The organism is Pseudomonas sp. TNT2022 ID1044 (assembly GCF_028656895.1).
In the GTDB taxonomy this organism is placed as follows: Bacteria; Pseudomonadota; Gammaproteobacteria; order Pseudomonadales; family Pseudomonadaceae; genus Aquipseudomonas; species Aquipseudomonas reinekei.
On the sequence record NZ_JAMDHB010000033.1, the window covers coordinates 1 to 14,034 of the forward strand.

The 14,034-nt window shown below is 57.2% G+C and carries 15 protein-coding genes and 1 pseudogene; 4 read left to right on the forward strand and 12 right to left on the reverse strand.

Going from position 1 to position 14,034, the window contains the following annotated elements:
• Positions 1 to 187: 187 nt before the first annotated feature.
• The 6 genes and pseudogenes from M5G20_RS29095 to M5G20_RS29120 all read right to left on the reverse strand — a co-directional run bounded on the left by M5G20_RS29095 (position 188) and on the right by M5G20_RS29120 (position 3,355).
• The gene (locus M5G20_RS29095; protein WP_262295741.1) at positions 188 to 1,468 is read right to left on the reverse strand and encodes an HD-GYP domain-containing protein; all 1,281 of its coding nucleotides are present in this window, start codon (positions 1,466 to 1,468) and stop codon (positions 188 to 190) included.
• Positions 1,469 to 1,585: 117 nt separating this feature from the next.
• Positions 1,586 to 1,966 carry a hypothetical protein gene (locus M5G20_RS29100; protein WP_001054412.1) on the reverse strand — a complete coding sequence of 127 codons (381 nt, stop codon included), beginning with the start codon at positions 1,964 to 1,966 and terminating at the stop codon, positions 1,586 to 1,588.
• A complete protein-coding gene (locus M5G20_RS29105) occupies positions 1,963 to 2,289 on the reverse strand; it encodes a hypothetical protein (RefSeq protein WP_000091614.1) in 327 nt (108 codons plus the stop codon). Before M5G20_RS29105 ends, M5G20_RS29100 begins: the two co-directional genes overlap by 4 nt.
• 23 nt (positions 2,290 to 2,312) lie before the next feature.
• Positions 2,313 to 2,647: pseudogene (locus M5G20_RS29110) on the reverse strand (transposase).
• 14 nt (positions 2,648 to 2,661) lie between these two features.
• Positions 2,662 to 2,997 (reverse strand): helix-turn-helix domain-containing protein, encoded by a 336-nt coding sequence (locus M5G20_RS29115; RefSeq protein WP_001172026.1) that lies wholly within the window; start codon positions 2,995 to 2,997, stop codon positions 2,662 to 2,664.
• A complete protein-coding gene (locus M5G20_RS29120; RefSeq protein ID WP_003151133.1) occupies positions 2,978 to 3,355 on the reverse strand; it encodes a type II toxin-antitoxin system RelE/ParE family toxin in 378 nt (125 codons plus the stop codon). Before M5G20_RS29120 ends, M5G20_RS29115 begins: the two co-directional genes overlap by 20 nt.
• Positions 3,356 to 3,546: 191 nt before the next feature.
• Here M5G20_RS29120 and M5G20_RS29125 point away from each other — a divergent pair, with 191 nt between their 5' ends.
• From M5G20_RS29125 to M5G20_RS29135, 3 genes are all read left to right on the forward strand, one after another.
• Positions 3,547 to 4,149, forward strand: coding sequence for a recombinase family protein (locus M5G20_RS29125; protein ID WP_010465829.1), 603 nt, complete (start codon positions 3,547 to 3,549; stop codon positions 4,147 to 4,149).
• Positions 4,133 to 7,162 carry a Tn3 family transposase gene (locus M5G20_RS29130; protein WP_010799689.1) on the forward strand — a complete coding sequence of 1,010 codons (3,030 nt, stop codon included), beginning with the start codon at positions 4,133 to 4,135 and terminating at the stop codon, positions 7,160 to 7,162. Before M5G20_RS29125 ends, M5G20_RS29130 begins: the two co-directional genes overlap by 17 nt.
• A gap of 236 nt (positions 7,163 to 7,398) precedes the next feature.
• Positions 7,399 to 8,244 (forward strand): AraC family transcriptional regulator, encoded by an 846-nt coding sequence (locus M5G20_RS29135; RefSeq protein ID WP_273921996.1) that lies wholly within the window; start codon positions 7,399 to 7,401, stop codon positions 8,242 to 8,244.
• A 29-nt stretch (positions 8,245 to 8,273) separates the two neighbouring features.
• Here the strand turns inward: M5G20_RS29135 and M5G20_RS29140 are convergent, their stop codons facing one another.
• Positions 8,274 to 8,792 (reverse strand): YkgB family protein, encoded by a 519-nt coding sequence (locus tag M5G20_RS29140; RefSeq protein ID WP_003464991.1) that lies wholly within the window; start codon positions 8,790 to 8,792, stop codon positions 8,274 to 8,276.
• 730 nt (positions 8,793 to 9,522) lie between these two features.
• Here M5G20_RS29140 and sdhC point away from each other — a divergent pair.
• On the forward strand, positions 9,523 to 9,897 hold the full coding sequence (gene sdhC / locus M5G20_RS29145) for a succinate dehydrogenase, cytochrome b556 subunit (RefSeq protein WP_005005993.1): 375 nt from the start codon (positions 9,523 to 9,525) through the stop codon (positions 9,895 to 9,897).
• A gap of 860 nt (positions 9,898 to 10,757) precedes the next feature.
• Here the strand turns inward: sdhC and M5G20_RS29150 are convergent.
• The 5 genes from M5G20_RS29150 to M5G20_RS29170 all read right to left on the reverse strand — a co-directional run bounded on the left by M5G20_RS29150 (position 10,758) and on the right by M5G20_RS29170 (position 13,655).
• Entirely contained in the window at positions 10,758 to 11,024 is a 267-nt protein-coding gene (locus tag M5G20_RS29150) for a hypothetical protein (RefSeq protein WP_003464988.1), read from the reverse strand.
• A 169-nt stretch (positions 11,025 to 11,193) separates the two neighbouring features.
• The gene (locus M5G20_RS29155; RefSeq protein ID WP_003464986.1) at positions 11,194 to 11,475 is read right to left on the reverse strand and encodes a DUF427 domain-containing protein; all 282 of its coding nucleotides are present in this window, start codon (positions 11,473 to 11,475) and stop codon (positions 11,194 to 11,196) included.
• Positions 11,476 to 11,542: 67 nt separating this feature from the next.
• Positions 11,543 to 11,815, reverse strand: coding sequence for a glutaredoxin 3 (gene grxC, locus M5G20_RS29160; protein WP_005005995.1), 273 nt, complete (start codon positions 11,813 to 11,815; stop codon positions 11,543 to 11,545).
• Positions 11,816 to 12,268: 453 nt separating this feature from the next.
• Complete coding sequence (locus M5G20_RS29165) at positions 12,269 to 13,015, reverse strand: ferredoxin reductase (protein WP_002118292.1); 747 nt, start codon at positions 13,013 to 13,015, stop codon at positions 12,269 to 12,271.
• On the reverse strand, positions 13,008 to 13,655 hold the full coding sequence (locus M5G20_RS29170; RefSeq protein ID WP_002118288.1) for a sulfite oxidase-like oxidoreductase: 648 nt from the start codon (positions 13,653 to 13,655) through the stop codon (positions 13,008 to 13,010). The genes M5G20_RS29165 and M5G20_RS29170 overlap by 8 nt, the downstream gene beginning before the upstream one ends.
• Positions 13,656 to 14,034: the final 379 nt, after the last annotated feature.

A 14,034-nucleotide genomic window follows, 5' to 3' on the forward strand; every position in this document is an offset into this window, starting at 1 on the left:
GTGGCGCAGGTAGCTGTACAGGGGATGTAAGCCGGAACCCCAGAAATTTCCGTCACCCTAGTTGGGTGGGCTCAACACTCGTGTCACCAGCTACCTTCTGGAGAATCGAGCTCGGCCATCCCTCCCTGGACGGGCATCGCTCGACGATGTTCAACGGCTCCCTCACGGGGCCGTCGTTTTGTGGGGGCTATTCCATCCACAAGTCGTCGAGGTTCTTGAAGTTCCAGAGCGTCGGGTCTTCGGGGCCAGTGATACTGTCCTTGCAACTCGTGGCCGCCAGGTCGATGGTCTGCATCGGGATCGGCTCTCTCGAGCGTAGCGAGAAGAACACGCGAACCTTGGGAGTCAGCAGTGATTCCATTCCCGGCTCAACGACAACGGCCAGACGCTGAGAGGACAGGCGAACCAAGGAGCCGACGGGGTAGATGCCCACGGCCTTGACGAAGGCGTGGAAGATGCGTTTGTCGAAATGGCCCTCCCACTTGGCCATCTGCCGCATCGCCGCGGACGGGTCCCACGGCTTTTTGTAGGCTCGCTCCGACGTCACGGCATCATAGACGTCGCAGATTGCGCCCATGCGGGCCAGGAGTGAAATGGCGTCACCGGCCAAGCGATCCGGGTAGCCGGTTCCGTCGATCTTCTCGTGATGGTGCAGGGCAATGTCCACCACCCCGGGCTCGGCCCCGCCTGCGCGCAGCATCTTTGCGCCCTCCACAGGGTGGCGCTTCATGATGGCGAACTCGGCATCGGTGAGCTTGCCTGGTTTGTTAAGCACTTCCAGCGGCATCGCGGCCTTGCCTAGGTCGTGCATCAGTCCGCCGATGCCAGCCAGGCGCGTTTGCTCCTCGTCTAGATCGAGATGCCGGGCCAGCGATAGCATCAGGGCGCAGACGGCAACCGAGTGCAGGTAGGTGTAATCGTCGTGCGTTTTGATGCGTGCGACGCTGATGAGGGCATGAGGTTGGCGCAGCACCGAGGCAGCGATTTCTCCGACCAGCGGCAACGTCGTGCTTGGGTCGACGGCCTTGCCAAGCCGGGCTTCCTGGAACATGTCCATGACTTGGGACTTGGCCGCAAGACAGAGTTTCCGTGCATAACACATTTCGCTCTCCATTGAGGTTGCGCCGTCACTTTTCTTGCTTAGTGGACTAGACGGCAGAGATTGCTCCTCCGACAATTCTCTGGGCTCTGGGCTCTGGGCTCTGGGCTCTGGGCTCTGGGCTCTGGGCTCTGGGCTCTGGGCTCTGGGCTCTGGGCTCTCTGGGCTCTCTGGGCTCTCTGGGTCGACTTGGCTTTTGGCCAAGTCGACCCAGACCTCCCCGACGCCACATTCTCGAATGGCAGAGAGATCCTGAGGCTCGGTCAGCAGGAAGCTGCCGCGCCAGAATGGGTGTCGAACCCAAGAGCAGGCGAGCTTGTGGATGTACATGCCGAGACGAAGCTCGGATACGGGAATGCGTTTTACCAACTTATTTTCCTTTCTGAGTTGGGTGGTTAGGCGTGCGCCGAGGCTGGCACCCAGCGGTAGAGCGGAGGTAAGGTCACGCCAAGATTCTTGGATCAGCCGGAACCGCCGAAATTTCCGTCAGCCGATCAACATGGCTTTGTCTCGCGCTCGGTCGATGCGTTCCTGCATCGCCTGCATGACTTCTTCGTGGGTGTACGACTTGGCGTTGGGGTCGTCGGCCTCTCGGAGAGCTTCCTCGACCTCGCGGGTCATCCGCGCATATTCTTCCGGCCACAGCGCTTGCTCCATGCGCAGCGACGCCTGCCCAAGCAGGTGCAGCAGGCCGAACAGCCGCATGTCATTGGTGGCGACGACGTGCTCTCGAATCCGCTCCTGGATCACCTCGCAGGCCCGATGCGCCTCTGGCGTCGCCGTGCCCTCGTAGCCGGCTGGGAGTTCTGCTTCTTCAGCGATTCGCGCCCAAGCGATAGCCAGCGCCTCGATGGTGGACAGGTTCATTTGCTCATCCACTTGCGCAGCAGACGCTTTTTCAGGGAGGCGCGCTCTTGCGGATTGCGTCCCTTGTGGTTGGCAATGCGATCCGCCGTGGCGGCCTGGCGCTTGATGGGCCAGTAGGAGCGGCCATCCTTACCCATCGACCAGACGTTGCTGACCTGGTTTTCCAGTAGAGGCAGATGGGCGCATAGAGCTTCCGGCGACGCGCTGGCCAGCGCGGTGCGCTCGTGGGTTCGCCAGCGCTGATGCCAGAGTTTCTTGTCCTCGCGCTCGCTACGGCAGGTCGTGTGCCCAACGATGGGCGTTTTGCGGCGGCTGCGGCTCATGATGTGGTTGTCTCCAAGAACATTCAGGACAGGCTTTCTGGGTAGAGCGCCGTCACCGGGACAGGGTTTCTTGCACTTGTTCCAGCGAGGTCATCAGATGATCAACCTGATCCTGAAGATCCACGGCGAGATCAAATAGCTCAGCCACTCGGCTGCGTGATCCCTCGTTGAACGCGGCCATTGCCAGTTGATGCAGCTTCAACAGGTCGGTGCGCAGTTGCGGAGGTGCGCCGTCTGCGCTGTCATTCAAATCGCCGCGCAGCACGTCCACGGCATCGACTGCACGCAGCAGTGCCGTGGTATCGAAATTCTCGGGAGTCAGTTCGTCCCATTCGTCGTCGGTGATGCGGGCTGCCATCAGGAGAGCTCCGATTAAGCGGTTGCGAGCGTTAGATGCCCGATCGGCTCGGCTGCTGGCCGTACCTTGATTTCGATGTCGTAGCCGAGGCGATTCAGACAATCCATCAGCTTGCGTTCGGATAGATTGGTGAAGTCGCCGCGCATCATGCCCGACACCTTCGGTTGCGGGATGCCCATGCGTTTGGCCGCCGCTTGTTGAGTCAGCCCAAGGGCGCGCATGGCCCTCCTGATCTCGACCACCAGGCCGGTCTTGATCTTGAGCTTTTCAGCGTCAGGCAGTCCAAGGTCGGCAAAGACGTTGCCCGAGCTGCGCTGAACCTCGACGCCTTCAATGATTCGTTTTTGCATTTCGTAGCTCCTGTGCCAATACCTCGGCCACCTTCAGCCGAGCGCGGATGATGTCCATGTCGGCCTTTGGCGTGGCGATTCCGCTCTTGCTCTTCTTCTGGAAGCAGTGCAGGACGAACACCGCTTCCGCAAACTTGACCGTGTATACCGCTCGATAGGTGCCGCCGGCATCGTCTTCGACGACCTCCAGCACGCCGGCACCACCGAACCCCTTGAGCACCTTTGCTGCGTCATCCTGATCGCCTATCTGCGCCAACGAGAGCGCGTAACCGAAACGGCGACGCACGTCGGACGGCAACGCCATCAAATCCTTGTGGCTGCTCGCGATCCATTCGAGCGGTTTTTCTTTGTTTGTCATGACGGAATTTTATACCTGTTCAGGTAATGATGTAAACGCGGCAACCTCAAGGAGGTGTCGTAAAACATTTGTTTTGCGACAGGCTGTCAGCCGCCGCTGTGCTACCTGTGCAACACCCCCTCAAAAATGTACGGAAAACTCTATCGCTATTCACTATTATGCGGAAACCTGTTTTTGATGGTTATCCGCCTATGTTGGTTGGCTACATGCGCGTGTCGTCGGACTCCGACCGCCAGAGCACGGACTTGCAGCGCGACGCGCTGCTCGCCGCCGGCGTCGATCCGCGTCACCTGTTTGAGGATCGTGCCTCTGGCGCGAAGGATGACCGTGCCGGCTTGGCGCGGGCGCTTGAGTTCGTTCGAGCCGGCGATGTGCTGGTGGTGTGGAAACTCGACCGGCTCGGTCGCTCGCTGTCGCACCTGCTCGCCATTGTGACTTCGCTCAAGGACAAGCGGGTGGCGTTCCGCTCGCTGACAGAGAACCTGGACACTACGACGCCCTCGGGCGAATTCCTGTTCCAGGTGTTCGGTGCGCTCGCGCAGTACGAGCGCGCCTTGATTCAGGAGCGCGTCGTCGCGGGCTTGGCCGCCGCACGCAAACGCGGCCGGATCGGCGGCCGGCCGCAGGCGATCACTGGTGAGAAGCTGGACGCCATCGTCGCCGCGCTCGATGGCGGCATGTCTAAGGCGGCGGTGTGCCGCAACTTCAATGTCAAGCGCACTACGTTGATCGAAACATTGACGCGAGCAGGTTGGCGTGGTGCGGGAAGGACGGTCGATGAGCAACAAGAATAAGCTACTCACCGTCTTTTCTGACGCAGAGCAGGAAGCCTTGTACGGCCTACCGGACTTCGACGATGCTCAGCGGCTGGAATACCTGGCGTTGACCGAATCTGAACTGGCGTTCGCCAGCAGCCGGCCTAGCCTGCAGGCCCAAGTCTATTGCGTCTTGCAGATCGGCTACTTCAAGGCCAAGCATGCTTTCTTCCGCTTCGATTGGCATGAGGTCGAGGACGATTGCGCCTTCGTGCTGAGTCGCTATTTCCACGGCGAAGCGTTCGAACGCAAGGCGATCACCAAGCATGAGCACTACAGCCAGAGGGGTCAGATCGCCGAACTGTTCGGCTACCGGTCGTGGGCGGCTAGCTTCCTGCCGCAACTGGCACAGCAGGCTGAACAGATCGTGCGGCGCGACGTAATGCCAGGATTCGTGGCCGCCGAACTGATCGTTTGGCTCAGCGAGCACAAAATCATCCGGCCCGGCCACACCACCTTACAAGAGCTGGTCAGTGAAGCCCTGTCCACCGAACGCAGGCGCTTGGGCGGCTTGCTGGCAGAAGTGTTGGACGAATCGGCCAAAGCTGCGCTGGGCCAGCTCCTGGTGCGTGACGACACCCTGTCTCAACTGGCAGCGCTCAAGCAGGACGCTAAAGATTTCGGCTGGCGTCAGATGGCAGGGGAGCGCGAGAAGCGCGCCACGCTGAAGTCCTTGCACGGGATCGCCAAGGCGCTGCTGCCCAAGCTCGGCATCTCGCAGCAGAACCTGCTGTACTACGCGAGCCTGGCGAACTTCTATACCGTCCATGACCTGCGCCACCTGAAGGCGGAGCAGACCCGGCTCTACCTGCTGTGCTATGCCTGGGTACGTTACCGGCAGCTCACCGACAACCTGGTCGACGCGATGGCCTTCCACATGAAAAAACTTGAGGACGAGAGCCGCACGGGTGCGAAACAGTCCTTTGTCGCCGAACAGCTGCGACGCCATCAGGAAACGCCGCAGGTTGGCCGCCTGCTGTCGCTGTACGTGGACGACAGCGTGGCCGATCCGACGCCGTTCGGCGAGGTGCGCCAACGCGCCTACAAAATCATGTCCAGGGAATTGCTGCAAAACACGGCGCAGCGCATGAGCGTCAAGCCACTGAACAAACTGGCGCTGCACTGGCAGGCGGTGGACGGCCTGGCCGAACGCATTCGACGCCATCTACGGCCGCTGTACGTCGCGCTCGACTTCGCCGGCACGGCCCCCGATAACCCATGGCTCGCGGCGCTGACTTGGGCCAAGAGCGTGTTCGCCAAGCAGCAGCGCCTATCACAACGGCCACTCGACGAATGTCCGGCGGCAACGCTGCCGAAACGCTTGCGTCCGTACCTGCTGATGTTCGATGCCGAAGGCACGCCGACAGGCCTGCATGCCGATCGTTACGAATTCTGGCTTTACCGTCAGGTCAGGAAACGCTTCCAGGCGGGCGAGCTCTACATTGACGACAGCTTGCAGCACCGGCATTTGTCCGACGAGTTGGTTTCGATGGACGAGAAAGCCGCCGTGCTCGCGCAGATGGACATCCCCTTCCTGCGGCAGCCGGTCAGTGCCCAGCTCGATGCACTGGCGGCCGAGTTGCGTGCGCAATGGGTGGCGTTCAATCGCGAGCTGAAACAGGGCAAGCTGACGCACCTGGAATACGACAAGGACACGCAGAGACTGACCTGGCGCAAGCCCAAGGGGGAGAACCAGAAGGCGCGCGAGCAAGCTCTCTACGAGCAACTGCCATACTGCGATGTCGCCGACGTGTTTCGCTTCGTCAACGGCCAGTGCCAGTTCCTGTCGGCGCTGACACCATTGCAGCCACGCTATGCGAAGAAGGTAGCCGACGCCGACAGTCTGATGGCGGTGATCATTGCCCAAGCCATGAACCACGGCAACCAGGTTATGGCACGTACCAGCGACATCCCGTACCACGTCCTGGAGAGTACCTACCAGCAGTACCTGCGCCAGGCGACGCTACATGTGGCCAACGATTGCATCAGCAACGCCATCGCCGCACTGCCGATCTTCCCGCATTACTCGTTCGACCTCGATTCGTTGTACGGTGCCGTTGATGGGCAGAAATTCGGCGTCGAGCGACCAACTGTGAAGGCGCGCTACTCGCGCAAATATTTCGGCCGCGGCAAGGGCGTCGTCGCCTACACGCTGCTGTGCAATCACGTGCCGTTGAACGGCTACCTGATAGGCGCACACGAGTACGAGGCTCACCACGTGTTCGACATCTGGTACCGCAACACGTCGGACATCGTGCCGAGCGCGATCACCGGCGACATGCACAGCATCAACAAGGCCAACTTCGCCATCCTGCACTGGTTCGGACTTCGTTTCGAGCCGCGCTTCACCGACCTCGACGACCAGTTGCAGGAGCTGTATTGCGCCGATGATCTGGCATTGTACGAGAAATGCCTGATCCGGCCGGCTGGCCAGATCGACCGGCAACTCATCGTCGGTGAGAAGGCGAACATCGACCGAATCGTCGCCACACTGGGCCTGAAGGAAATGACGCAGGGCACGCTGATCCGCAAGCTGTGCACCTATACGGCGCCGAACCCGACGCGGCGCGCAATCTTCGAGTTCGACAAGCTCATCCGCAGTATCTACACACTGCGCTACCTGCGCGACCCGCAACTGGAGCGTAATGTTCACCGCTCGCAGAACCGCATTGAGTCCTATCACCAGCTACGCTCGACCATCGCCCAAGTCGGTGGGAAGAAGGAATTGACCGGCCGCACCGACATCGAAATCGAGATCAGCAACCAGTGCGCCAGGCTGATCGGCAACGCGATCATCTTCTACAACTCGGCGATCCTGTCCCTGCTGCTGACGAAGTACGAGGCAGCTGGCAATGCCAAGGCGCTGGCGTTGATCACGCAGATGTCGCCAGCGGCCTGGCGGCACATCCTGCTGAACGGGCATTACACCTTCCAGACTGACGGCAAGTTCATCGACCTGGATGCGCTCGTGGCGGGACTGGAGCTGGGCTGACGGAAATTTCTGGGATTCCGGCGTACAACCCCGTAAAATAGAAGAGTGAGCACTTGATTTGCTGGTGCTTTCAAACAACGGTGTTGTTTTTTTAACAGCCGAACTGGAAAGGGAGGCTGAGCTGCTCAGTGATCACTTTATCCGTTGGCTGATTTACGCCGGCATGTTCGCTACAGGCACTGAACGACAACGCAGATGGTATGGTCTGTGCGTTCTGACTCGTCAAGGATCGGCCAATGGATCGTTTGTCTAATTTGCTCTCGCGGTTCGGCGTGCGGGCCAATCTGTTCTATGACGGCGACCTATGCGGCTCTGCATCTTACGATGGCGCCGAGCGGCGAGGTTATATCCATCTGCTTCAGGCCGGCAGCGTGACGTTGCTTGGTCCCGATCGCAAGGATTTGCAGCTCACTCGCCCTAGCTTGATTTTTATGCCACGCCCCGCCAAGCATCAATTGTTTGCGGGTGAGTCCGATGGCGCAAAGTTGTTGTGTGCTTCCATGGAGTTTGAGGGCGGAATTGATAATCCTTTGTCGGCTTCATTACCGGACTGTTTGGTGCTCGCACTCGATGATCTGCCCATGCTGGCAGACACGTTGGAGTGGATGTTTGCCGAGGCGGCAAATGTGCATTGTGGAAGGGAAGCCGCGCTTGAGCGCTTATTTGAGCTCCTAATCATTCTGTTGCTCCGTTACCTGCTCGATCATCACCAGTTGCGCACCGGAATGATGGCTGGACTGGCCGACATGCGGCTTGCCCGATCGCTTTTACAGATGCACAACTCCCCGGAACATGCCTGGTCAATAGCAGAGCTGGCCAGTGAGTCAAATATGTTACGCGCTGCGTATGCCGTGCATTTCAAGAGTGTCATCGGACAGACGCCTGCTGATTATTTGTTGAGTTGGCGAGTTAGCCTGGCTCAGAAGCTGATGCGAGAAGGGCGCTCGATTACGCTGATTGCAGCTCAAGTCGGCTACGAAAGTCCTTCGGCGCTGTCTCGCGCATTTAGACGCAAGACGGGGTTGAGCCCTCGTGACTGGTTGAAAGATCTGGCGGGGGAAAATGATGGCAAAAAGGCCTAAGGCATTACTGCCTTAAGCCATTGAAAAAATTATGCATTAATTTTACGTTTTTCCAGTTCAACCAGCGAATGGCCTGCCACAAATATCGAAACAGCAAGCAACCCTAAGTCTTTAAGCAGAAACTGACCTGGCGCAACGGAAATCGCCGGAAACCCTAAACTAGGCTCAATGACGCCCGGAGTGGAAAACATAAAGCTAAGGGTTGTGAAGAACAGGCCTGCAGACAGAGCGCCTCCTACCACGGATAGTTTGGGCGACAGCATGCGGCCTGCGATCAGAGTGCCGATCGAAATCTCTAGTATGCCGAGCAGGCTGGAGAACATGTCGACCGAAAAAATGCTATACACCCATCCCAAAAGCGGGCTGTTGCTCACCAGTGGAACCAGGCCCTCGGCCTCGTAGTGGGTAAATTTCATGCCGCCGAACCAGAAGTAAATAATAGCGAGAGCCAAGTACGCGCCATAGATACCTAGCCCCATAGTTTTGGTTCCAAGCGTTAAGTGGGCCTGTACGCTGGACTTCGAGTTTTCAATGCCTATGGTTTTCATGTCTGAGCTTCCAGTAGTGAGTGAGAGTGTGTTGGCTGCCGAACGCCGTATGCGTTGGCGATGAGATGATTATGGCTGGCATCTCTAATCAAGAGGCATCAGAAAGTATTGATTTCAGTGCAGATCGTCTTGGGCGGTGCAATTCGCGATGAAGGGATCGCCGTGGAGAGCGATGAGTGCACTATTTCGATAAAGGAGTCGTTTTACATAGGTCGATGAAGCGCGTTGCGGCATCGCCTACTGTCATTTCTCAAATCTGACTATGGGGCTTGGGGCGAAGGGCGGCACTGACTAGGCTTAGAACAGCTACCAACTAGCCGCGCGGCCGCGATGCACAAAGAATGGTAACTGAGCCGTGAGTGCGGTGGGCGCCCGCATTTATTTCCAAACCCTACAGATACATCGATCTTCGACTTCAACCGGGCAGATAGCTGTTGCAGCAAGCCTATCAATCGACTTTGACGTGTTAAAGAGGATAGGTTTTCCAGGGTTGGGGAACAGCATGCCCTGCAGAACGACACACGTCACTTTTGTTAAATTAATAAGCTAGCTACCTATTGGGCATAACCTTGCAATTTGCTTCAATTTACGCACATGCACTTGCGACCTCAAAATGCAACGTAAGCCCCGAATATCTCCATTATTGTCGCCGCCAGCCTTAGTTACAGCTGCTATGATGAATGAGATCGAAAACTGAAATCCCCCACTAGAATTGTTGACTGGAGTCAAAATGAATAAAAAGCGGCCGGTTAATCTTGATATTCGAACCATTCAGCTTCCTCTCACGGCGCTTACATCGATTCTGCACCGGATTTCAGGAATTATGCTCTTTATTTTTCTGGGACTGATACTGTATATGCTGAGCAAATCGTTGGAGTCAGAAAAGGGTTTTAATGAAGTCAAGGAGATTTTTTCTTCACCTTTCGGCAAAGTTAGTTTCTGGTTGGTATACTCTTCATTTATTTATCATCTCGTAGCCGGAATTCGACACCTAGTTATGGATGTGGGTGTTGGTCATACTTTGAAAGGCAGCAATCGCGCCTCTACTATTGTTTTAGTAGTGTCGGGTGTTTTAATGGTTGCTGGCGCCGTATGGATTTGGTAGCTGTGGAGTCGTAATGCGTATTTACAAGGACTAAAAGCGTCCTTTAAAGCTAACTTACGAAAGTATTTATAATCGACGGTTCACGCTTAAACGGTTGAATCCTTTCGGGCTTCCGAATAGCTGTTAGCTGAAAGCTATCATGAGCTAAGTTTTCTGTGCATCATCAAATGTGTTAATGGGAGCGCCATAGTACTAGGTACAAATATGGCTCTAGGACAATGTTAGATGTTTTGGATTTTGAGGCGGATCGCTCTTATCGAAGATCGTCTAATTCGCTCTGAAGCGCAGGTTTTTTGAAACTATCACCTGGTTGGCACACTGTGCGAATCAACATCAGATATGAGAAAGCCAATCAGGTGAACACTACCCTCGAGGGCTCATCTGTCCAGTTAAAGCCTCGAGTCTTTCTGGGTGCGCAAAAGACAAGAAGGTTATATGGGAAAATTATGAGGCCTGGATACCATGCGTCATGGGCGTGCCGATGCTGTGAGTGACAGAGCGAGAAGCAAGTGAAAGTCCCTGAAGTAGGGGCGGGATGCGCCCGAGTGGCATTTTTTGTCTTAAGGTAGATCGCGTAGCTGTTCTTCAGAATAATCTTCAGAGCGTTGACGACAGCCATCGCTGTGCATTCCTCAAGAATAGAATGTGTCGGAAGGGTGGCGTCATTGGTGTTAGTCATCGCTTAGGATTTCTCAATCTGGCTTACACGGGCGCCTGTACCGATATCCCCGCGGATGGCGACGTATCGATGTTGAATTCCTCGCCAGACGAAGTGCAATGAGCTGCGGCTATAGGCTTGCGCAGCCTTAGATAGCCGGCCGTCGCAGGCGCGCCGGTTGGCCGGGATCTTCTTCTGCCCGTCAGGTGTCCGGTCGGAACTCCAGCACGAACGCTACGACCTTTTCGGCGGACATTTCGCACGGCTTCAACAATGTCCTATCTGATGTAACGCGGAAGAGGTTGAAGCTGACAATGTCAGTCCCGTCCAACTCCCTGGCGAACAGACTGTTGCGACGTCCGTCCCCAGATCGCCGGACGATCAAGCTGAAACGCCGGCCTTCATAAGTCCCTTCTCTGTATCCCTCCGCAAGCTTCGCGAAAGCGGCATCGAACTCGGAATGCTCCATGTCATCCATCCTTATTGATAGAACAGAGGCGCGGCGGGTGCGAGACCGCCAGTGCCGGGTCGCGCTAAGGTGCCGGGCAGATTCCTGCAGCCGACGAGGCCCGGGGTGGGCAGGATAATTGAGATGTCGGCGCCCGCATGGCTATCAGCGAAGTCGTCCGTCCAGTCTGCTAGGCAACGTCCACGCCTTTCCAGAAAGCGATGTAATCCCGGATACCCTCGGCATCCGGAGTGGGGGCGGGATAGGTCCAAGCGGCGTTCACGTTGAGCGCGTCACCCGCGCGAACATGAAAGAAGCGCGCGGCGCCTTTGATCGGACAGACAGATGTGTGCGGGCTCATCTCAAGCAGGCTCAGGTCGACTCCTGACGGTGGGAAGTAGTGATTTCCCTCGACGATGACTGTTTCGTCGCTTGTGGCGATAGTAGTGTCTTTCCAGATGGCTGAGACCAACGGACTCTCCTTTTGTATTCATCAACCGGCGAAGGCTCGCGGGCTGGCTGCCCCAAGCCGCACCTCCTCAGGTGGCAGGCGGGTTGCGCCCGAGAAGTTTGTCGAGCTCGCCTCTGACATCGAGCGCGAATAGCTCATCGGAGCCACCGATAAGGGTGCCATTGATGAAGATCTGCGGCACGGAGCTTCGCCCCGACGCTTCCGCCATGGCCTGCCGGTGAGCCGGATCCGCCTCAATATCGAGCTCCTTCCATCGCACGCCCTTTTCCTTGAGGAGCGCCTTCGCTCGGCGGCAGAACGGGCACCAATTCGTGGTGTACAGCAATACATCAGTTGTCATATTGCATCTCCGGCAGTTGCACGCGGATCGCTGTCATGGCGTTGATCTCCAATTCGCGGCGTTCAAAGATGGCGACTGCACCTTGGCCGACATCGGAGCAGATGCTGACGATTGGCCGCTATCCAGGCGACATGGCCCAAAGTGCTTTCACCGCCAGGCAGAGGCCGCACGCGCCTCCTGTAGCGCCGAGCCGATGCTCTAAGGTAACCGAGCCTCGATTGGGACGGAAGCGGTCCCGCTCGAATCGCCCATCATGCTGGTCGAGCATATCAGGACGACGGATAGTGCAGGAACTTTCAAATTGAGCTTGATGTCGAGCCAGGTATCGCGAGCGAAGGCGTTCTAGAGGCCGGGGGGTACGAAGACAGTGTTCGGCAAAACGGTTCACGTTGATCGCCAAAGCTTCCCAGGGCGCACGTCTACGATCGGCGCGACGTGAGATAGCTCGCGCCGCTAGCCCCCGTAGCGCTCCGTCTTGATGATGGAGGCGTCCAAGCCCGCCAGCAGCGCGCTATCGGTTGCGATGTTGACGAATCCGTTAGACCCGCAGACGAACACTTGCGTCGGCTTTCCCTGAAGCCTGGTTAGAATTTCTTGGACCATCATGCCGTCGATCCGTCGCGCAAAGTCCGATGCGCGAACCGGTTTCTCGCGCGTAATCGCGAGCGCCAGGACGAACGCCGGATCGCTGATTTCGATGCAATGAAGTTCTTCTGAGAAGAGAACGTCCTCGGCGGTTCGTGCGGACAGGAGCAACGCTGTCGGAACGGCTTGGGCCAATGCGCGGCGCTGCCGGATCATTGCCATCAACGGCACGAGGCCGGAGCCTCCCCCGATCAACAGAACCGGATCTATGGCAGGCTCAGGCCAAAGGAAATGGCCACCGAGCGGACCGCGAACTTCGATTTCGTCACCAATCGCCGCGATGTCGTGAAAAAACGGCGAAACTTCGGCATCCGGCATGCGCTCGATAGCTATCTCGACGATCGGGGTCGAAACTGCCGATGACGCGATCGAGTAGCTGCGCATTGCACTGTAGCCGTCGGGCGCGGTCAGCCGGATATCGACGTGCTGACCTGCGGTGTGCGCGAACGGCTTGCTCAACCGAAGGAAGAAGCTCTTGATACTCGGTGTTTGCTGGATGATGTCGTCGATCACGCATGATTGCCACGAACGGACTTGCGCTTCGTTTTCAGTCATGGGTGTATCGTTGTTCGCGCCACGGATCGCCGTAGATGTGATAGCCGTGCAGCTCCCAAAAGCCGGCCTCGTCACGCGTCGTGAATTGCAGCGCATTCACCCATTTGGCGGATTTCCAGAAGTAAAGGTGCGGCACTAGAAGACGCGCCGGCCCCCCATGATCGCGGGAAAGTGGCTTGCCCGCATAACTGAGGGCGACCATCGCTTTCCCGGAAAGCAGATCCGTCAGAGGGACGTTTGTCGAATAATTATCGTAGCAGTGCGCCAAGACGAAATCGGTAGGCCGATCAAGCTCTGCATCTGCAAGGATGTCTTCAATGAGTACACCCTCCCAAACGGTATCCAGTTTGGACCAAGAGGTGACGCAGTGAATATCCTTTGTCACCTGGGTCTTTGGTAGAGTGTTGAATTCGCCCCAATTCCACGTTTTGACGGGCTTCGGACCAATTTTGACTGTGAATTTCCAGTCGGAGGGCTCTACCCTCGGCGTAGGGCCGGCCGACAGAACAGGGAAATCCTCCACCAGATGCTGACCTGGCGGAATCCGATCGGACTGGTCGCCTGAACCGCGACCGGTGAAACCTCTGGTGACCATAGTGACCCCTCTTGCTCGATACGGCAGACCGAAGCCGGCCTTCATTTCAGTACTCTGCGTAAAGCATTTGCCCGCACATCCGCCGAATAAGCCAATCGACTAAAAATCAGATACAGATGCTCTATCATCGTAAAAAATCGCGTATCGAACATAGCGTCAGGCCAGCATGATTCCCAATACCCAATGGCTATAGGGTAGATAACCCCAAGGCTGCGTACGCTGATCTGCGGTATGCGGAGCGGAAGTTGCAGGTTCGCTCTCAAACGGATGGGCAGCGTGCAAAGCTCAAGGCTCACCAGCGCATGGTTGCCCAGTTCGCGCTCGCCGGCAGCTTGAGTATATTAAGGACGAAATGTCGATCTGATCTATTCTGGCTTCAGGAAATAGGGAAAATAAGGTCGGACGTTCGCGCACCGTCGCGACG